This is a genomic window from Cupriavidus sp. D39 (assembly GCF_026627925.1).
Taxonomy (GTDB): domain Bacteria; phylum Pseudomonadota; class Gammaproteobacteria; order Burkholderiales; family Burkholderiaceae; genus Cupriavidus; species Cupriavidus ulmosensis.
In genome coordinates this window covers 1,974,231-1,994,147 of record NZ_JAPNLE010000009.1, presented here as the reverse complement: position 1 = coordinate 1,994,147, position 19,917 = coordinate 1,974,231, and the positions used below count along the sequence as shown (strand labels likewise).

Annotated in this window: 17 protein-coding genes; 14 read left to right on the top strand and 3 right to left on the bottom strand. The window is 65.8% G+C overall.

Features of this window, described 5'->3' with window-relative positions; translation table 11 throughout:
• Positions 1-252: 252 nt before the first annotated feature.
• From OMK73_RS21235 to OMK73_RS21180, 12 genes are all read left to right on the top strand, one after another.
• A complete protein-coding gene (locus OMK73_RS21235; protein WP_267603814.1) occupies positions 253-3,087 on the top strand; it encodes a FimV/HubP family polar landmark protein in 2,835 nt (944 codons plus the stop codon).
• 235 nt (positions 3,088-3,322) lie between these two features.
• The gene (gene truA, locus OMK73_RS21230) at positions 3,323-4,147 is read left to right on the top strand and encodes a tRNA pseudouridine(38-40) synthase TruA (protein ID WP_267603813.1); all 825 of its coding nucleotides are present in this window, start codon (positions 3,323-3,325) and stop codon (positions 4,145-4,147) included.
• Complete coding sequence (locus tag OMK73_RS21225; RefSeq protein WP_267603812.1) at positions 4,131-4,832, top strand: phosphoribosylanthranilate isomerase; 702 nt, start codon at positions 4,131-4,133, stop codon at positions 4,830-4,832. The genes truA and OMK73_RS21225 overlap by 17 nt, the downstream gene beginning before the upstream one ends.
• A gap of 127 nt (positions 4,833-4,959) precedes the next feature.
• Positions 4,960-6,153, top strand: a complete 1,194-nt coding sequence (gene trpB, locus OMK73_RS21220; protein WP_267603811.1) for a tryptophan synthase subunit beta — start codon at positions 4,960-4,962, stop codon at positions 6,151-6,153.
• Positions 6,153-7,067: a DNA-methyltransferase gene (locus tag OMK73_RS21215; protein ID WP_267603810.1), complete on the top strand. Its 915-nt coding sequence runs from the start codon at positions 6,153-6,155 to the stop codon at positions 7,065-7,067. Before trpB ends, OMK73_RS21215 begins: the two co-directional genes overlap by 1 nt.
• A 2-nt stretch (positions 7,068-7,069) precedes the next feature.
• Positions 7,070-7,867, top strand: coding sequence for a tryptophan synthase subunit alpha (gene trpA / locus OMK73_RS21210; protein ID WP_267603809.1), 798 nt, complete (start codon positions 7,070-7,072; stop codon positions 7,865-7,867).
• A 181-nt stretch (positions 7,868-8,048) separates the two neighbouring features.
• A complete protein-coding gene (gene accD, locus OMK73_RS21205; RefSeq protein WP_043347984.1) occupies positions 8,049-8,921 on the top strand; it encodes an acetyl-CoA carboxylase, carboxyltransferase subunit beta in 873 nt (290 codons plus the stop codon).
• Positions 8,922-9,875: 954 nt separating this feature from the next.
• Positions 9,876-11,186 carry a bifunctional tetrahydrofolate synthase/dihydrofolate synthase gene (folC, locus tag OMK73_RS21200; protein WP_267603808.1) on the top strand — a complete coding sequence of 437 codons (1,311 nt, stop codon included), beginning with the start codon at positions 9,876-9,878 and terminating at the stop codon, positions 11,184-11,186.
• 110 nt (positions 11,187-11,296) lie between these two features.
• On the top strand, positions 11,297-12,037 hold the full coding sequence (locus OMK73_RS21195) for an SPOR domain-containing protein (protein WP_267603807.1): 741 nt from the start codon (positions 11,297-11,299) through the stop codon (positions 12,035-12,037).
• A gap of 62 nt (positions 12,038-12,099) precedes the next feature.
• Positions 12,100-12,603 (top strand): CvpA family protein, encoded by a 504-nt coding sequence (locus OMK73_RS21190; protein WP_267606458.1) that lies wholly within the window; start codon positions 12,100-12,102, stop codon positions 12,601-12,603.
• Between the two features lie 97 nt (positions 12,604-12,700).
• Complete coding sequence (purF, locus tag OMK73_RS21185; protein WP_267603806.1) at positions 12,701-14,236, top strand: amidophosphoribosyltransferase; 1,536 nt, start codon at positions 12,701-12,703, stop codon at positions 14,234-14,236.
• A gap of 417 nt (positions 14,237-14,653) precedes the next feature.
• Entirely contained in the window at positions 14,654-15,859 is a 1,206-nt protein-coding gene (locus OMK73_RS21180; RefSeq protein ID WP_267603805.1) for an O-succinylhomoserine sulfhydrylase, read from the top strand.
• A 45-nt stretch (positions 15,860-15,904) separates the two neighbouring features.
• Here the strand turns inward: OMK73_RS21180 and OMK73_RS21175 are convergent, their stop codons facing one another.
• From OMK73_RS21175 to nodI, 3 genes are all read right to left on the bottom strand, one after another.
• Positions 15,905-16,135: a hypothetical protein gene (locus OMK73_RS21175; protein WP_267603804.1), complete on the bottom strand. Its 231-nt coding sequence runs from the start codon at positions 16,133-16,135 to the stop codon at positions 15,905-15,907.
• A 286-nt stretch (positions 16,136-16,421) separates the two neighbouring features.
• On the bottom strand, positions 16,422-17,297 hold the full coding sequence (locus OMK73_RS21170) for an ABC transporter permease (RefSeq protein ID WP_324291754.1): 876 nt from the start codon (positions 17,295-17,297) through the stop codon (positions 16,422-16,424).
• A 67-nt stretch (positions 17,298-17,364) separates the two neighbouring features.
• Positions 17,365-18,276: a nodulation factor ABC transporter ATP-binding protein NodI gene (gene nodI, locus OMK73_RS21165; protein WP_400102951.1), complete on the bottom strand. Its 912-nt coding sequence runs from the start codon at positions 18,274-18,276 to the stop codon at positions 17,365-17,367.
• Positions 18,277-18,480: 204 nt separating this feature from the next.
• Here nodI and OMK73_RS21160 point away from each other — a divergent pair, with 204 nt between their 5' ends.
• Positions 18,481-18,897, top strand: a complete 417-nt coding sequence (locus OMK73_RS21160; RefSeq protein WP_324291753.1) for a PaaI family thioesterase — start codon at positions 18,481-18,483, stop codon at positions 18,895-18,897.
• Positions 18,898-19,112: 215 nt separating this feature from the next.
• A complete protein-coding gene (locus OMK73_RS21155; protein WP_267603802.1) occupies positions 19,113-19,730 on the top strand; it encodes a LysE family translocator in 618 nt (205 codons plus the stop codon).
• The last annotated feature ends 187 nt before the right edge of the window (positions 19,731-19,917 follow it).

The following is a 19,917-nucleotide window of genomic DNA, read 5'->3' as shown; positions in this document are numbered from 1 at the left end:
TGGTTTCGTTGCAGCAAGGCAACAGAAACCCCTGGCTTTGATGACAACGCCGCGCCTGTGCGCGGCGTTGTCACGCCTGGCCGCCTATTTTTCCCGGCGTTGCGTCACAATACAGGCGGCATATGCCGGGCTGCGGGGCGGTCATCCGCACGTCCGTACGAGTTGGCGCGGGGCTCAGTCGGGACGCTAACTTGCTGCGCTAAACCATTGATGTTAAGTTAATTTCATTACTAGAACACAACGGAGCACAAGGTGAGTGTGAGCCAACATCGCCGGAAAGATGCGCCTACCGCCCGCCAGCGCTGGTCAACGCTGGCCTTCACGGCACTCGGTTTGCTGCTCGCGCAGCCGGCCGCTTATGCCGCGGGGTTCGGGCAATTGCGGGTACAGTCGAATCTGGGTCAGCCGCTGCAAGCGGAAATCGATATTAGTGGTGTCAGTGCGGAAGAAGCGGACGGCCTGGCCGTCAAGCTGGCGTCGCCCGAAGCATATGCCAAGGCCGGCCTGACGTATCTGCCGGCGGTCAGCAGCCTGCGGCTGCAGGTCGAGCGCCGCCCCAATGGGAGCTATGTGGCGCGGGTCCGGTCAACCCAGCCGCTCAGCGAGCCCTTTGTCGACATCCTTGTCGACATGACGTGGGCGAGCGGCAAGGTGTCGCGCGCGTACACCTTCCTGCTGGACCCGGTAGGCGCCAAGCCTTCCAACCAGACCTTCTCGCCTGCCACGGTCGTGCAGGCGGGTACCCCCGACGAATCCGGCGCCACCAGCCCGTCGGCGCCCGCGCCAAGCGCCGCGCCCGTGCCCGCTCCGTCGGTGCAGGCCCCGGCTCCCGTGGCAGCCAGCCCGGCGCCACGGCCCCAGGCCAAGGCCCCGCCACCCCGTGCGCACCGCGCCGCCACGCAGGCCTTGGCCGACGGCGCTGGCGCGGCTGGCGGCACCTACACCGTGCAGCGCGGCGACAATCTCTCCGCCATTGCCGGCGAGGCCTCCCAGGGACAGGATTCAGTATCGCTGGACCAGATGCTGGTCGCGCTCTATCGCAACAATCCGAACGCCTTCGTCGGCGGCAATATGAACCGCCTCAAGGCGGGCGCCGTGCTCAAGGTGCCTAGCCAGAAGGAAGCGCAATCGGTCACGCCCCGCGCGGCACGCCGCGAAGTGGTGGCGCGCACGCAGGGCTTCAATGCCTACCGCAGCCGCCTGGCTACGGCGGCCGCGGGGCGCTCGGTCGAGGCCAGCAGTGGCCGCGAACAGTCGGGCAACGTCACCGCGCGCGTGCAGGAACAAGCCGCACCGGCCGCCGGACCGCGCGACGAACTCAAGCTCAGCAAGCCCGATCGTGGCGGCCAGGCCGCCGCTGCAGCGGCAGCCGAAGCCAATATCGCCAAGGAACGGCAGCTCAAGGAAGCCGAGGCACGCCTCGCGCAGCTTGAGAAGAACGTGGGCGACATGCAGCGGCTGGTCGAGCTGAAGAACGCCGAGATCGCCAAGCTGGACCAGGTGCAGAAGGGCACGGGCAAGGATTCGGCCGCTGCACCTGCCGCACCCGCCGCTGCACCCTCCGTGGTGCCGGCTGAGGCCGCCAAGGCCGACGCAGCCGCGCCGGCCCCGGCGGCTGCGGCGCCGCTCGCCGCCGCATCCCAGGCTTCGGCGCCTGCGGCCACCACTGGCGCCAGTAGCGCCGGCGCGAATGCCGCGGACGCTGCCGTTGCTGGCGCCGCCAAGCCTGCTGCTGCTTCCACGCCTGCCGCCAAGCGCCCGCCGACCGTGACGCAGCCCACGCCGGTGGCCCAGCCGTCCTTCATCGAAGACCTGCTGGCCAATCCGATGCTGCTGCCAGGCGGCGGACTGCTGATTGCCCTGCTGGGCGGCTACGCGATCTATCGCCGGCGCCAGCAACAGAAGACCAGCGACGGCGCGGCCTTCGGGGACAGCGTCCTGTCGCAGGAAAGCACCGTCATGTCCGGCGGCAATTCGCTGTTCGGCGCCGCGGGCGGGCAGAGCGTCGACACCTCGCAGCACAGCGTGTTCGGAGCGGATTTCCGCATTGGCAACAATGTAGCGGAAGCCAACGAGGTCGATCCGATCGCCGAGGCCGATGTCTATATCGCCTACGGGCGCGATGTGCAGGCCGAGGAAATCCTGCGCGAAGCCCTGCAGCAAAACCCTGAGCGCCAGGCGATTCGCCTGAAGCTCATGGAGATTTACAACACTCGTCAGGATGTGGAAGGTTTTCGCGTGATTGCAGAAGAAATGTTCGCCCAGACTGGAGGACACGGGGCGGAGTGGGCACAGGCAACGGAGATGGGGCGTAGCCTCGACCCGGGCAATGCCTTGTATTTGAGCGTGGCGCCTGACGTGGCGTCTGGCGACACCACCACCTTGCCGGCCGATCAGTGGCGCACCCACGATCCGTCGCAAGATCTGGCGGCGCCGCGGGAAACCCCGCTGGCGGACCTGGCAGACTTTGCGCTGCCGCTGGATGGGTTCCCCGCGCCGGCAGCCGGTGCGCCGATCACCGCGCCCGAGTCCGCCTCGCGCGTGTTCGGCAGCGGCGAGGCGGTGCCTTCGGCGCTTGCCACGCGCCTGGACGATGGCCTTGGCCTGGACCTGCCCGAGACCCATGGCATCGGCGCTCATGACGACGTGCCGGCGCTGGATACGCCTACGCGTAGCCGTCCGCTCGACTTCGACATGTCCGGCATCTCGCTGGACCTCAATCCGGCGGGCCATGCCGAAGCGCGTGCCGATAGCCCGGCGCAAGTGCATGAAGAGGCCCGTTCCTTGTTCAGCTCTTCCCTGCCGGCGCCGACCATGCTGCGCGACGGCAAGCTGTCCGAACCGATCGACCTGTCCCGCGTGAGCGCGGAAAGCGGGCTGGACACGGCGCGCGGCATCTCGCCGAGCACGTTGTCGGCCGACTCTGTGGATGGTGGCCGCGACATGCAGATCAAGTTCGATCTGGCCCGCGCCTATATCGAGATCGGCGACAAGGAAGGGGCGCGGGAGTTGCTGCAGGAAGTGGTGGACCAGTCGCAGGATCCGCTGCTGACGGAAGCCAAGACTTTGCTGCGTGACGTGGCATAACTGGTGGCATGACTGGTGGCTTAAACGGGGGCTTAACCGGCGGCCTGGCCGGTGAGCTGACAAGCAAGCTGTAGAATGTCGGGCTGTGCGCAAGCGGTGCGCCCGGCAGCTCGCCACCAATGCGCCGGGAGCGTGGCTCCCGGCGCATTTGCTTTTGCGAGCCGGCCATCGGGCGTTTTTTCGTTGGCGCCGCGCCGTTTTCGCTAGCTCCCGTTTTATCGTCAATTTCCGCCCCATGACCCGCATTGCCCTCGGCCTCCACTATGACGGCGCCGCCTTCTCCGGCTGGCAGTCGCAACCGCACCGCAATACGGTGCAGGACCGGCTCGAGGACGCCATCGAGCAGTTCGCCGGCAGCCGCGTGATGACCACGGTGGCGGGCCGCACCGACACCGGCGTGCATGCGCTCGGCCAGGTGATCCACATCGACACCGGCCTGTCGCGGGAACCGTTTTCCTGGGTGCGCGGCGTCAACGCCTTCCTGCCGCCCAGCATCTCGCTGCAATGGGCCAAACCGGTGGACGACGGCTTCCATGCACGTTTCCTGGCCTTCGAGCGCATGTATTACTACGCGCTCTACACCGGCCCCCACCGTGTGCCGCTGGTGCACGGCAGGGCTGGCTACCTGATGCTGCCACCGGGCAAGGGGCTGGACATCGACGCCATGCGCGCGGCCGCGGGCTGCCTGCTCGGCGAGCACGATTTCTCGGCCTTTCGCGCCGCCGAGTGCCAGGCGAAGTCGCCCGTCAAGACTATGTACGACATCACCTTGAAGGCCGACGGCGACTGGCTGTTCGTGCGTTTTCGCGCCAGCGCCTTCCTGCACCACATGGTGCGCAACCTGATGGGTTGCCTGGTGGCGGTAGGGCGGGGACGCAACCCGCCGGAGTGGCTGGCCGAGGTGCTGGCCGGGCGTAGCCGCGCCAAGGCAGCGCCCACTTTCATGCCCGACGGCCTCTACCTGGCCGGGGTGAAGTATCCTGAGCAGTACCAGATCCCGGCCGCCGACACGGCCGCCAGCCTGTTCCATGGAGTGTTTGCCAATGACCCAGTTGCCTGAAGCGGGCAGCGTGCCGCACCGCACCCGCGTCAAGATCTGCGGGCTGACGCGCGAGGAAGATGTCCGCGCCGCGGTCGATGCCGGCGCCGACGCGATCGGCCTGGTGTTCTATCCGGGCAGCCCGCGCTTTGTCGAGGTGGCACGTGCCGCTGCGCTGGCGGAAGCCGCCGGCCCGTTCGTGTCGGTGGTCGGCCTGTTCGTCAATGCCGAGGCCGAGCACATTGCCCATGTGGTGGAGCGGGTGCCGCTTACGCTACTGCAATTGCATGGCGACGAGAGCCCCGAGGACTGCTCCCTGGTGGCCCAGCGCTGCCGGTTGCCGTTTCTGCGCGCGGCACGCGTGCAGCCCAGCCTTGATTTGGTAGAATTCGCAAATCTGTATCGTGATGCCGCTGCCTTGCTGCTTGATGCCTTCGTCGAAGGCTACGGCGGTGGCGGGCACGTCTTCGACTGGACCCTGATACCCCCGGCATGGCTTCCGCCCACCCACAACCCGATCGCAAGCGCCGCTCCTCGGATCGTTTTGAGTGGTGGGTTGAACGCGCAAAACGTCGCTGGCGCGATTGAGCGCGTGCGGCCCTACGCTGTCGATGTAAGCAGCGGCGTGGAGGCTGCCAAAGGCGTGAAAGACCACGCCAGGATTGCCGCTTTCGTGCGCGCGGTGCGCAGCGCGGATGCCGGGTAGGGCTTGTTGCCCATCGGGCTTCGGCCCCCGCATATTCCGCGCAATCTCCGCGCCTGTACCGCGCACGACCCTAACGTCATCGAGCCCCTGCCAGACTGGCAAGGGCCCTGTTCAGAAGAGCTGACTCATGTACGACCTGCCCGATTCCCGTGGCCATTTCGGCCCCTATGGTGGTTCCTTTGTTTCCGAGACCCTGGTGCACGCGCTGGACGAGCTGCGCGAAGCCTATGCGCACTTCCAGAAGGATCCGGAGTTCGACGCGGAATACCGCCGCGAGCTGAAGCATTTCGTCGGCCGCCCCTCGCCGATCTATCACGCGCAGCGCTGGAGCGAGATGCTCGGCGGCGCGCAGATCTATCTCAAGCGCGAAGACCTCAACCACACCGGCGCCCACAAGATCAATAACGTGATCGGCCAGGCACTGCTGGCCAAGCGCATGGGCAAGCCGCGCGTGATCGCCGAGACCGGCGCCGGCCAGCACGGCGTGGCCACCGCCACCATCGCCGCGCGCTTTGGCATGGAGTGCGTGGTCTACATGGGCTCGGAGGACGTCAAGCGCCAGGCCGCCAACGTCTACCGCATGAAGCTGCTGGGCGCGACCGTGGTGCCGGTGGAAAGCGGCTCCAAGACCCTCAAGGATGCGCTCAATGAAGCCATGCGCGACTGGGTCACCAATGTCGAGAACACCTTCTACATCATCGGCACCGTGGCCGGCCCGCATCCTTACCCGATGATGGTGCGCGATTTCCAGTGCGTGATCGGCGAAGAAGCCAAGGTGCAGATGCCGGAGATGACAGGCCGCCAGCCCGATGCCGTGATCGCCTGCGTGGGCGGCGGCTCCAATGCCATGGGCATCTTCTATCCGTACATCGAGGACAAGGACGTGCGCCTGATCGGCGTGGAAGCCGCTGGCGACGGCCTGGAAACCGGCCGCCACGCCGCGGCGCTGATCGGCGGCTCGCCGGGCGTGCTGCACGGCAACCGCACCTACCTGCTGCAGGATGCCAACGGCCAGATCATCGAGACCCATTCGATCTCCGCCGGCCTGGACTATCCCGGCGTTGGCCCCGAGCATGCATGGCTCAAGGATATCGGCCGCGCCGAGTATGTCCCCATCACCGATGAGGAAGCGCTCAAGGCCTTCCACGACTGTTGCCGCATCGAAGGCATCATCCCGGCGCTGGAATCCAGCCACGCCATCGCCTACGCCTGCAAGCTGGCACCCACGCTGCCCAAGGACAAATTGCTGCTGGTGAACCTGTCCGGCCGTGGCGACAAGGACATGCATACCGTGGCCGAGCGTTCGGGGCTGACCCTCTGATGCGCGATTTCCTCCCGCCGGGCGCCGCTGAAGGCGGCGCCCCGTCCGCGCCCGCGCCCGTCGCGGCACCGCAACTGACGCTCTACCAGGAAGACGTGCTGGAAGGTATCAAGCGCATCGCCGACGGCTCCATCGACCTGATCGTGGCCGATCCGCCCTATGGCTTGGGCAAGGACTACGGCAACGACTCCGACCGCCTGTCCGGCGACGCTTACCTGGAATGGTCCGCGAGCTGGATCGATGCGGTGGTGCCCAAGCTGGCGCCGCGCGCCTCGCTCTACCTGTTCTGCACCTGGCAATACTCGCCGGAGCTGTTCGTGATGCTCAAGCAGCGCCTGACCATGATCAACGAGATCATCTGGGACCGGCGCGTACCGAGCATGGGCGGCACCACGCGCAAGTATTCCTCGGTGCACGACAACATCGGCTTTTTTGCCCGGGCCCGCGACTACTACTTCGATCTCGACCCAGTGCGCGTGCCGTATGACGCCGAGACCAAGAAGGCGCGCAGCCGTCCGCGTTTCGAGGGCAAGAAGTGGCTGGAGGTTGGTTACAACCCGAAGGACCTGTGGAGCGTGCCGCGCATCCACCGGCAGGATCCGGAGCGTGCCAATCACCCGACCCAGAAGCCGCTGCACATCGTGCAACGCATGGTGCTGGCCAGCTGCCCGCCCGGCGGGCTGGTGCTCGATCCCTTTACCGGCAGCGGCACCGCGGCCGTAGCCTGCGCGCTGCACGGGCGCCGCTTCGTCGGCTTCGAGATGAATCCCGACTATGTCGACGTGGCGCGCGAACGCGTCGCGGCATGCATCAACTCGCCGCAGGCCGCGCCCGCTACCCTGAACATCGCAGCCGCGAACGATGAGCCCCTGCTGGCTGCCTCGTCCATGCCGTTGCCTACTCTCGCTCAATGACCATGTCCCGAATCAAATCGACTTTCGCGGCGCTGGCCGCGCAGAACAAGAAGGGCCTGATTCCGTTCATCACCGCCGGCGATCCCGAGCCCGGCCTGACCGTCGCGCTGATGCATGCGCTGGTGGCGGGTGGTGCCGACGTGATCGAGCTTGGCGTGCCGTTCTCCGACCCGATGGCCGATGGCCCGGTGATCCAGCGCGCCTCCGAGCGCGCGCTCGCCAATGGCGTGACGCTGACCAAAGTGCTGGCCTGGGTGGCCGAGTTCCGCCAGACTAACGCCACCACGCCGGTGGTGCTGATGGGCTACGCCAACCCGATCGAGCGCATGGGCGAGGAAACGTTCGCCAAGGCCGCGCGCGCGGCCGGTGTCGACGGCGTGCTGGTGGTCGACTACCCGCCCGAGGAGTGCGAGTCCTTTGCCGCGCAGATGCGCGCCAACCAGATGGACCCGATCTTCCTGCTGGCGCCCACCTCCACCGACGATCGCATCGAAGCCGTGGCCAAGCTGGCTAGCGGCTACCTGTACTACGTGTCGCTCAAGGGCGTGACCGGCTCGGCCACGATCGACCTCGACAGCGTGGCCGCGCGCATTCCGCTGATCAAGCGCCACGCCAACCTGCCGGTCGGCGTGGGCTTTGGCATCCGCGACGCGCAGACCGCGCGCACGATCGGCAGCGTGGCCGATGCCGTGGTGATCGGCAGCCGCCTGGTGCAATTGCTGGAAGATGCGCCGCGCGACCAGGCGGTACAATCGCTGCAGTCGTTCATCGCGGAAATTCGCCAGGCCCTCGACGCCTGAATGTGATTGAAGCGGCGCCGCTCGTGTTGGTGCACGGGCGGTGAGCGCAGCAAAAACACTGTTTTTGACGGCCGTTGTGCCGCAACAGGCGCATCGCCCCGGCAGAAGGGGGACTGCGGGCCGCAGGCATGGTAAATTCGCGGCCTGACATGTTCCGCGCATGTGCCGAAAGGAGCCTTTCATGAGCTGGTTGGATAAACTCCTCCCTCCCAAGATTCAACAGACCGACCCCTCCACCCGCAAGGGCATTCCGGAAGGGCTGTGGGTCAAGTGCCCGTCGTGCGAGTCCGTGTTGTACCGGACCGACGTCGAGGCCAACCTCCACGTCTGCCCCAAGTGCGACCACCATATGCGCATCCGCGCCCGCGCCCGCCTCGACGGGCTGCTGGACGCCGAAGGCCGCTATGAGATCGGCCAGGAGATCCTGCCGGTCGACGCGCTGAAGTTCAAGGACACCAAGAAGTACCCGGACCGCATCAAGGCTGCCATGGACGACACCGGCGAGACCGATGCCATGGTTGTGATCGGCGGCGCCATCCACACCATTCCGGTGGTGGTGAGCTGCTTCGAGTTCGAATTCATGGGCGGCTCGATGGGCTCGGTGGTGGGCGAGCGCTTTGTGCGTGGCGCCCAGGCGGCGCTGGAGCAGAAGGTGCCGTTTATCTGCATTACCGCCACGGGCGGCGCGCGCATGCAGGAAAGCCTGCTGTCGCTGCTGCAGATGGCCAAGACCACGTCCATGCTGAACCAGTTGTCGAATGCCAAGCTGCCGTTCATCAGCGTGTTGACCGATCCGACCATGGGTGGGGTTTCCGCCAGCTTTGCGTTCCTGGGCGATGTCGTGATCGCCGAGCCCAAGGCGCTGATTGGCTTTGCTGGTCCTCGCGTGATCGAGCAGACCGTGCGCGAGAAGCTGCCTGAGGGGTTCCAGCGGGCTGAGTTCCTGTTGCAGAAGGGCGCGATCGATATGATTGTCGATCGTCGCAAGTTGCGGGATGAGCTGGCGCAGTTGCTGGCTTTGCTGCAGAAGCAGCCGGCGGATGCTGTGGCTTGAGGGTTGGGTTGGTTGAGGGTGATTAGGCGCGGACTGGGATGTTCGCGCTTTTTCGCTTTATGGGGTGGGGTGGGGTGTTTAACTGCAACTGCAACGGCTTAACTGCCACTTCAAAGTCAAAGGCAGTTTCACCTCCCCTGCGGGAGGCGACCTACTTTCTTGTCTCGCCAAGAAAGTAGGCAAAGAAGGCGACCCGGATGGGGCGAAAGACTCCTCGTCGGCAGGCAAAAAGAGCGGCCGGTGGCCAAACTCACATCGCCTTAAGGCGATGCTCAGACATGGCCCCCTCTTTTCCGCTCTTTTTGCCTGCCGACGAGGCGCCCCATAACGGGAGATGAAAACCTACACGGCTCGCTTCGCATCGCGCATGGGTGATTGCCGCCTGGGGGCGGTAATCACGGCTACACCGCATGGTGATTTGAGGACATCGCTCTCCCACTGGTTCGGCCGTGTTTCCCGCCCGAGGGGCGGGAAACACCCATGGCGATGCGAAGCGAGCCGTGGAGGTGTGCCAAGGCCGTATGGGGCGCCTCGGGATTTCACGAAAAGAGCGGAAAAGAGGGACCCATGTTTGAGTATCGCCTTAAGGCGATGCGAGTTTGGGTCCCGGCCGCTCTTTTCGTGAAATCCCGAGGGGTGTCGCCCCATCCGGCGCGCCTTTTTGCCTACTTTTTTGGCAAGACAAAAAAGTAGGTCGCCGCCCCGCAGGGGAGGTGAAACTGCAGTTGCTTTTGACATTAAGCCGTTGAATTTGAAGCTGATTTTGCAGTTGCAGTTGCAGTTGCAGTTGCAGTCGCAGTTGACCTTGACCGAAGGCGCTTGCCTTAACCCAACCCACCCCAATATCCACCCCAAGCCAATCCAATCCGATCAATTCCGCCCCGCGAAAGAACCACTTACCTCAAAACCGGCTCCAATAAGCCAGACCCCCGATTCAATCCCGTCCCCCCAATCATGCCTATCTTCCCCTCCCTCCCCGAATGGCTCACCCATCTCGAATCCGCCCATCCGGTCGGCATCGACATGGGCCTGGCGCGCATCACTCGCGTCAAGGAGGCCCTGGGGCTGCGCATCGATGCGGTGGTGTTCACCGTTGGCGGCACCAACGGCAAGGGTTCCACCTGCGCCATGCTGGAGCGCATCCTGCTTGAGGCGGGCTACAAGGTGGGTTGCCATACTTCGCCGCACCTGATGGCGTTCAACGAGCGTGCGCGCATCAATGGCGAGTTCGCCACGGACGCGCAGCTGTTGCCGCATTTCGAGGCGGTGGAGCGGGCGCGCACGAGCTTCGCGGATCCGGTGAGCCTGACGTATTTCGAGTTCACCACGCTGGCCATCATCCATGCCTTCGCCGCGGCGGGGCTGGATGCCATGATCCTGGAAGTGGGGCTGGGCGGCCGGCTGGATGCGGTGAACGTGATCGATACCGATTGCGCCATCGTGACCAGCGTGGACATCGACCATACGCGTTACCTGGGCGATACACGCGAGAAGATCGGCTACGAGAAGGCGGGGATTTTCCGTCCGGGCGTGCCGGCCATCGTGGCGGATCCGATGCCGCCGCAGTCGGTGATCGATCATGCCGAAGCCATCGGCGCGGATCTCTGGCTGGTGGGCCGGGACTTCCATCAGCAGGCTTCCAAGGGCCAGGAGCGCCAGCAGTGGGACTGGAGCAGCCGCGAGCGCAAGCTCAACGGGCTGGGCTATCCGGCGCTGCGCGGCGCTAACCAGTTGCTCAACGCCTCGGCCGCGCTGGCCGCGCTGCAGGCGATGCGCCCGCGGCTGCCGGTCAGTGCCCAGGAAGTGCGCAACGGGCTGGCCTTCGTGGAGTTGCCGGGACGCTTCCAGGTCATGCCGGGACGCCCGACGGTGATCCTGGATGTGGCGCATAACCCGCATGCGGCTGCCACGCTTGGCCAGAACCTCGACAACATGGGGTTCTTCCGCTACACCTACGCGGTGTTCGGCGCGATGGAGGATAAGGACATCGCCGGCGTGCTGCGCCATCTGGCCGACAAGGTCGACCACTGGTGCCTGGCCGACCTGCCGACGCCGCGCGCGGCCAGCGCGGCGGATTTGCTGGAGAAGCTGGAAGAGGGCGGTTTTCATCCCGGGCCTGACGCTACCGCGGCCTGCTTCGCCAGCCCGGAGGCGGCTTACCGGGATGCCCTCGGCAGAGCGACCGAGGATGATAGAATTCTGGTCTTCGGATCGTTCTACACCGTGGCGGGCGTGATGGCATATCGCGCCACCCGGGCAAATTGAGTCGCGCGGCCGCCGGGCAGTTATCCGGGGCTAACACCGGGGCAAATCGCCGCGCAATCTGAGCGACAATTTCAACGGCCGGTTTTGCGGCCGTCGCACCGAACCAATCTATGGGCCTGCTTTCGCTGTTTTCTTCCCGCAAGGGCAACGCCCCGGCACCGGAGCGCGGGCGCCGCTCGCGTTCGGATCCGGGTGCAGGCATCGCTTCGTCGCGGCGCCTGGCCGAGGAGTACGCGGACGACACGCTCGACCCGGAGTTTCCGCAAAAGCAGCGGGCGCGCCGGCGCCTGATCGGCGCCGTGGTGCTGATGGCGGCCGCCGTTATCGTGCTGCCGATCGTCTTCGAGACCCAGCCAAGGCCGGTCAACGACAATATCTCCGTCAAGATCGATGGTGGCCCGGGCGGCGCCGCCGGCAAGGTGAAGCCAGATGCCCGCAAGGCGGATCCGTTGCCGCCCGCGCCGCAGTCCAAGCTCGATAGCCAGGCGCTCGATGCCGGCGAGGAACTGGTCGCCGATTCGGCCACGGCCAAGCCTGCCGCAGCCGCCGTTGCAGCAACAGCCGCTGCGGCTGCGCCCACCGAAAAGATCGCCGACAAGCCCGCCGCAGCCAAGCCGGGCAGCGGCAAGTTCCTGGTGCTGATCGGCGCCTTCTCCTCCGAGGAGAAGGCCAAGAGCTGGCTGGGCAAGCTCAAGGCAGGCAAGGTGCCTGCCTATATCGAGAAGAAGGTGTTGGCCGACGGCGAGCGTGTGCTGCTGCGTGCCGGCCCTTTTTCGGATCGCGACGCGGCTGACGCCGCCGAGAAGCGGGTGCGCGCCGTGGGCCTGACCGCCAAGGTGGTCGAACAATAAAGCCCGGCGCGGGCTGGTTGACCCATCAGACCCACCGCCCAGCCGCCGCACCGGGACACCGTATTACGCATGCAGCCGACTTTTTCGATTACAGCGTTGTTTTCATCCTTATCGCCTCGGGCCTGATCGGCGTGCTGCGCGGACTGGTGCGGGAAGTGCTCTCGCTGATCGGCTGGGTGGTGGCGTTTCTGGTGGCCTACCATTTCGCGGGCACCGCGGCTGGCTGGATTCCCGAATCGGTGCCCGGTGGTCAGCTGGCGCGCAGCGCACTGGGCTTCGCGGTGATCTTCATCGGCACCGTGATCGCCGCCGCACTGGCCGGCACGGTGCTGGGCCAGTTGCTGGAGAGTACCGGGCTCAAGCCTGCAGATCGTGGCCTCGGGCTGGTGTTCGGGCTGTTGCGCGGCGCGCTGGTGGTGATGTTCGTGGTGACCCTGGCCGGGTTCACCAAGCTGCCCGAGGAGGCATTCTGGCGCGATGCGCTGTCCCGGCCCTACGTGATGCAGGCGATGGAGTCGCTGCGGCCCTGGCTGCCTCCTGAAGTCGCCAAGTACGTCAAGACATGACATGAAGCCGGGCGGACTCGCCCGGCCGGTAGTACGCGGGCTCCTCCCTGCAGGGCGGGGCCGCCCCTGATTCAAACGCCTTTCCTGGGAGCTTGGCATGTGCGGTATCGTCGGTGTGGTTTCATCCACGCCCGTTAACCAATTGATTTACGACAGCCTGCTGCTGTTGCAACACCGCGGACAGGATGCTGCCGGCATCGCTACCGCAAATGGCAGCACCTTCCACATGCACAAGGCCAACGGCCTGGTGCGCGACGTGTTTCGCACGCGCAATATGCGCGGCCTGCCTGGAGCCGCTGGCATCGGCCAGGTGCGTTACCCCACCGCCGGTTCGGCCTCGAGCGAGGAAGAAGCCCAACCGTTCTACGTCAATGCGCCCTACGGCGTGATCCTGGCCCACAACGGCAACCTGACCAACTGGAAGCAGTTGCACGAGGAGCTGTTCAGCCGCGATCGCCGCCACATCAACACGCACTCCGACACCGAAGTGCTGCTCAACGTGCTGGCCGACGAGCTGCAGCGCGCCAGCAGCGGCCTGGCGCTGGACCCGCCCACGATCTTCCGGGCCGTGGCGGGCATGCACCGCCGCGTCCGTGGCTCGTACGCCATCGCCGCGCAGATCGCCGGCTACGGCATGCTGGCCGTGCGCGATCCGTTCGGCATCCGTCCGTTGTGCCTGGGCAGCGTGGAAACGCCGACCGGCAAGGAATGGATGGTGGCGTCGGAGTCGGTGGCGCTCGAAGGCATCGGCTACAAGCTCGAGCGCGACGTGGCGCCCGGCGAGGCCATCTTCATCGACCTCGACGGCAAGCTCTACACCCAGCAATGCGCCGATAACCCGGTGCTCACGCCGTGCATCTTCGAGTACGTCTACCTGGCCCGCCCGGATTCGTGCATCGACGGCGTGCCCGTGTACGACGCGCGCCTGCGCATGGGCGATTACCTGGCCGAGAAGATCCGCCGCGAAGTCTCCGCCGGCGACATCGACGTGGTGATGCCGATCCCCGACTCCAGCCGTCCGGCTGCCATGCAGGTGGCCAACAAGCTGGGCGTGAACTACCGCGAGGGCTTCTTCAAGAACCGCTATATCGGCCGCACCTTCATCATGCCCGGCCAGGCGGTGCGCAAGAAGTCGGTGCGCCAGAAGCTCAACGCCATGGGCGTGGAGTTCAAGGGCAAGAACGTGCTGATCGTGGACGATTCCATCGTGCGCGGCACCACGTCCTTCGAGATCGTACAGATGGCGCGCGAAGCCGGCGCCAACAAGGTGATCTTTGCCTCGGCCGCGCCGCCGGTGAAGTTCCCCAACGTGTACGGCATCGATATGCCCACCCGCAGCGAGCTGGTTGCCTACGGCCGCACGGATGAAGAAATTGCCCGCATCATCGGCGCCGACAAGCTGGTCTACCAGGACGTCGAAGCCATGAAGCAGGCCGTGCGCGACATCAACCCGAAACTCAACGACTTCGACGCCTCGTGCTTCGATGGCCGTTACGTCACGGGCGATATCGACGAAGCCTACCTGGAGCGCCTGGAAACCGCGCGCAGCCAGGCCGATCGCGATGGCACCGGTGGCCTTGGTGATGGCGAGCGCTCGCAACTGCACTTGCAGCGTTCGGGCGGTAACGAGTAAGACGGCGCATGCCCGCAATAGCCGCGATCCCCGCGGCGGAGTTGACGAGAGGCGAGGCCCGGCCGTAACATTGCCGGGCGTCGATTTGATTGTCAGCTTGCGGACGCGGGTCCTGCCGGAGCGGTATGTTGATCGTTTTTGTAGATCGTTGCTCCCGGAACAGGAAATTGCCCGTCACAGGGAAATTGCCCGAAACAGCTAAAGCGGAACGCCGGCTTCCCGGTTGTGCGCACCACAGGCACGATGGCAAGCCGGATTCCCGCCGCAGCGCGGGGCCTATCCCAACGAACACAAGCAGCCTGTCGATTCGGCCCCCGGCCAATGATCGCACGGGCTTTTTTGTTGCTGCCGCCAGCGGGCAGCCTGGCTACCACCACTTACACGGATAACCGCGCGGGTACCACCGCCTCCCCCATCATGAACGAACCGCTTCCCCTCGACTCCCTCGGCATCGATACGCTTGGCGTGCGCGCCGGCACCATGCGCAGCGAGTTCATGGAGCACTCGGAGGCGATGTACCTGACCTCCAGCTTCTGCTTCAACAGCGCTGCCGAGGCCGCGGAGCGCTTCGCCAATTCGGAGTCGGGCTTTACGTACTCACGCTTCACCAATCCCACCGTGGCGATGTTCCAGAGCCGCCTGGCCGCGCTGGAAGGCGCCGAGGCGTGCATGGCAACGGCATCCGGGATGAGCGCGATCATGTCGATCGTGATGTCGTCGATGCAGGCGGGCGACCACCTGGTCAGCTCGCGCGCCATCTTCGGCTCGACCATGACGCTGTTCTCCAACATCTTCGCCAAGTTCGGCGTGGAGACCACTTTTGTCGATGGCACCGACCTGGCGGCCTGGCGCGCGGCGGTCAAGCCGAACACCAAGCTGTTCTTCCTGGAAACGCCCTCGAACCCGCTCACCGAAGTGGCCGACATCGCCGCAGTGGCTGACATTGCCCACAACGCCGGCGCGCTGCTGGTGGTGGATAACTGCTTCTGTTCGCCGGCGTTGCAGCAGCCGATGAAGTTCGGCGCCGACATCGTGGTCCACTCGGCCACCAAGCATATCGACGGGCAGGGCCGCGTGCTGGGCGGCGCGGTGGTGGGCTCGCATGATTTCATCATGGGCAAGGTCTTCCCCTTCGTGCGCACGGCCGGGCCGACGTTGTCCGCGTTCAACGCCTGGGTGCTGCTCAAGGGCATGGAAACGCTGGCGATCCGCATGGAGCGCCACAGTGCGAGCGCGCTGGCACTGGCCGAGTTCCTGGAGTCGCATCCGGCCGTGGCCCGCGTGTATCACCCGGCGCTGAAGTCCCACCCGCAGTACGAGGTGGCCCAGCGCCAGCAAAGCGGCGGCGGCGCCATCGTGTCGTTCGAACTCAAGGGGGATACGCCGGAGCAGCAGCGCGCCAATGCCTGGCGCGTGATCGACAACACCCGCGTGTGCTCGATCACCGGCAATCTGGGCGACACGCGCACCACCGTGACCCATCCGTACACCACCACGCATGGACGCGTCAGCCCGGAAGCCAAGGCGGCCGCGGGCATCAGCGAAGGGCTGATCCGCCTCGCGGTTGGCCTGGAATCGGTGGCGGACCTGAAGGCGGACTTGCTGCGTGGCCTGCAGGGCTAAATAGCTAAGGCACTAAGGCGCCAATCAGCCAAGGCGCTCGCGCGCTCAGTGCGCCGGCACAGCTTCGTCGCTGCTGCCGGCCACTGCCTTGACCCCGGCCTTGGTCACGTCGTAGGTCGTCTCGACCACGGTCGATCCCACGCTCATTGCAGCCGAGCCAACCGTAGTCACGGTAGAGACCGCGGCACTGCCCACCGCCACGGTGGCACCCACCACGCTGCAGGCGGCCAGTGCACCGCACAGGCCCAATGCGGCGAGCGTTGCGGCAGCGCGCATGACGCGACGCTCTTGCCTCTCTTTCTTGGCTGGCGAAACGTGGACGTACATTTGAAATGACATGGACACTGCTTGCCCTTGCGGGGTTGTGGAGGTGGTGTAAGGCGGGCGGCCTCAGGTCTCCGGCTGCACCGGGCACCATGCGCCGTGCCCGGCATCATACTCTTCCCCTGAGCGCTCGCTACCGCCCGCTACGCTATTCGCCCGCCAGCGCTACCACCGGATCCAGCCCGGTCGACACTGCCGCGCCGGGATTTGCGGCTGGCGCGGACCGTCGCAGCCATCCTCAGCGCAACAAACGCCGACGCAGCAGCATCAGCGCCACCACCAGCGCCACGGCCGCGTAAGCGCCAAGCACGATCACGTGCAGCACCAGGTTGTCGATCGGGCGCCCCAGCATGATGGGGCGGATCAACGCTACCGCATGCGCCAGCGGCAGCACCTGGGTGGCAGCTTGCGCGCCCGCGGGCAACTGCTCCAGCGGGAAGAACACGCCGGAGAGCAGCAGCATCGGCGTCATCACCAGCGTCTGGTAGAACATGAAGAAGTCGTAGCTGGGCGCAAGCGCCGTGACGATCATGGCCAGGCTGGCGAACGCAATGCCAGCCAGCACGATGACCGGCAGCGCCAGCAGCGCGCCCGGCAACTGCGCATAGCCGAGCACGCCTGCCACCAGCATGATGGCCAGGCCCGACAGCACCGCCTTGCTGGCGGCCCACATGATCTCGCCCAGCACCACGTCGCCCAGCGTCAGCGGCGCATGCATGATGGCCTCCCAGGTGCGCTGCACATGCATGCGCGAGAAGGCCGAGTACATTGACTCGAAGCTCGCCGACATCATCACGCTGGACGCCGTGGTGCCGGCCGCGAGGAAGGCAATGTAGGACACACCGTTGACCTGTCCCACCAGCAGGCCAAGCCCAAGGCCAAGCCCGAACAGGTAGATCATCGGATCGGCCAGATTGCCGATCATCGAGGGAATCGCCAGCTTCTTCCACACCATGAAGTTGCGGTACCAGACCATGGTCCAGTTGCGCATGTTCATCGGCAGCAGCGGCTGCGGGTAGTGCTGCCGCTGCCCGGCGCCGGGCAGCGCGGCGGTGGCGGTGGCGGCGGTGGCGGCGGCTGGCGTGGTGGCGGGGCGGGGGTCTTGTTCGCTCATGTTCAATCCGTTGTCGGTTGCGCGTCGGTGCGCATCAGTCACGCCTCAGTCGCGCCTCAGTCGCGCCTCAGTCGCGCATCTCGCGGCCGGTCAGCTTGAGGAAGACGTCCTCCAGGTTGGCGGGGCGGTGCAGGTAACGCACGCCGTTGCGGCCGTGCAGCGCCGCCAGCAATGGCGCGGGCTCCTTGACGTAGCAAAACAGCGTCTCGCCGCTCATCTCGGTACGGGTGGCAAGCGGGTGCAGCTCGCCGCGCAGGGGCTCCAGGTTGTCGCCATACACTTCCACCACGTCGCAGCCGATCTGGCTGTCGATCAGCTCATGCGGCTTGCCCTCGGCGATCTTGCGGCCGCTGTCGATCACGCACAGGTAGTTGCACAGACGCTCGGCTTCTTCCATGAAGTGCGTCGTCAGCAGGATGGTCTTGCCGTTGGCCAGCAACGACTTCAGGCGCTCCCAGATGAGGTGGCGCGCCTGCGGGTCCAGCCCGGTGGTGGGCTCGTCCATCACCAGCAGGTCGGGGTCGTTGATCAATGCGCGAGCGACCGTCAGCCGCCGGCGCATGCCGCCCGACAGGTCTCGTACCTGCGCCTTGGCACGGCTCTCCAGCCGCGCGAACTCCAGCAGCGCGGGCACGCGCTCCTCGATCACGGCGCGCTCCAGGCCGAAGTAGCGCCCAAAGATCCGCAGGTTCTCGACCACCGTGAAATCCGGGTCGAGGTTGTCGAACTGCGGCACCACGCCCACCCGCATGCGAGCCTGCGGCGCGCGCTGTGGAATCGGCTCGCCGCACAGGGTGAGCGTGCCGCACGCCGGCGTGGTCAGTCCCAGCAGCAGGCGCAGCGTGGTGGTCTTGCCGGCGCCGTTCGGGCCCAGCAGGCCGAAGCACTGGCCGCGTTGCACGCTCAGGCTGAGATCGTCGACCACGACGGTGTCGCCGTATTGCTTGCTTACATTGCGTAGTTCAAGAATGGCAGTCAAGGCAGGAGCGGGAGTTGGACGCGCCGCGGGCGCAATATCCACCATTATGCAGGCAGCAGCGCGGATGCTTTGTGGCGCGCTGCAGCAAGAATGCGCGGATGCGGTTATCTTGATGGTTCGCGCCGGCGTGCAAACCAGGCATCGTTGAGCCTGCCGGCGCGCAGCACGAAAGCAATAATCGGAACAAGCGATGGAGACGAGACAATGAGCGCAGAAGACCTGCTGGCCCAGTGGCAAGAGGCGGAACGCAAGGTGCGCGCGAGCCTGGCCGAGCCGGGGGTGGTATCGCTCGCGCAGTTGGGGGAACGCGCTGGCCTGCAGTTTTTCGAGGATATGCTGGCGGGCAGGATACCGGGTGTGCCGATCGGGCAACTGATGGGTTTCGTGCCAGTGGAGTTCGAGCCGGGGCGCTTCGTCTTCCAGGGCACGCCCGGGCCGCAGCATTACAACCCGATCGGCAGCGTGCATGGCGGCTACGCCGCGACCCTGCTCGATTCCTGCGTGGGTTGCGCTGTCCACACCATGCTGCCGGCCGGCAAGGGCTACACCACCCTGGAACTGAAAGTGAACTACGTGCGCCCGCTGACCGCGAAGACGGGCCCGATCCGTGCGGAAGGCTAGGTGATCAGCCTGACCACGCAGATCGGCATTGCCGAGGGCCGCATCGTCGACACGCAGGGAAAGCTCTACGCTTACGCCACGACCACCTGCCTGGTCTTTCCGATGCCGGCTGGCTGATCTGCGGCAACGCCGGCGCCGCTTTCAGCAGCCAGCCACCTTGCTTATACTTGTGTGTCGCCCGTCGGGCACCCCAATCGATAAGACCTGGAGTCGCAATGTCCTTCGAACACTGGCTGGCCTTTGTGTTGACAAGCATCGTCGTGCTCATCATTCCCGGCCCGACCATCCTGCTTGTGATCGGCGATGCGCTTGCCCATCGCGGCCGCTCCGCCTATGCCACCGTGGCCGGCGTTGCCGCGGGCGACCTGACCGCGTTCACACTGTCGATGGCCGGCCTCGGCGCGGTACTGGCCACCTCTGCGGCCCTGTTCACGGCGTTGAAGTGGGCCGGTGCGGCTTACCTCGTCTACCTGGGCATCCAGGCCTTGCGCGGCGCCTCGCGTGCCGGCGCGATGGCGGTCACGGCACAGTCTGGGAGCAGCCGCCAGCGCTTTGCCAAGGCATGGCTGGTGACTGCGCTCAACCCCAAGAGCATCGTGTTCTTCGTGGCCTTCGTGCCGCAGTTCCTCGATGCGCGCCTGGCCTTCTGGCCGCAGGCCGCGGTGCTGATTCCCACCTTCGTTGTGATGGCCACCGCCAACGCGGCGATCTACGCGCTGCTGGCGCGTGCGCTGGCCAAGCGCCTTACCACCCAGCGCGCACAGGCCAATGTGCAGCGCGCGGGTGGCATTACGCTGATTGGCGCGGGCGCGCTGATTGCGGCACGCAGCTGATGTAGCGGGTGATGTAGCGGGTGATGTAGCGGGAATTGCCGACCAGGCGGGCCGCCATTGTGCGGCCTGTTTTTTGCCTGTCGCCAGCGCCAAGTGCCGTGGCTTGAATGCGAGGCAAGGCGGCGGCAACACGCAAGTGTGTCCGGGATAATTCAAAAAACGGTGGGGAGTCAAAGTGCTAGCCGTG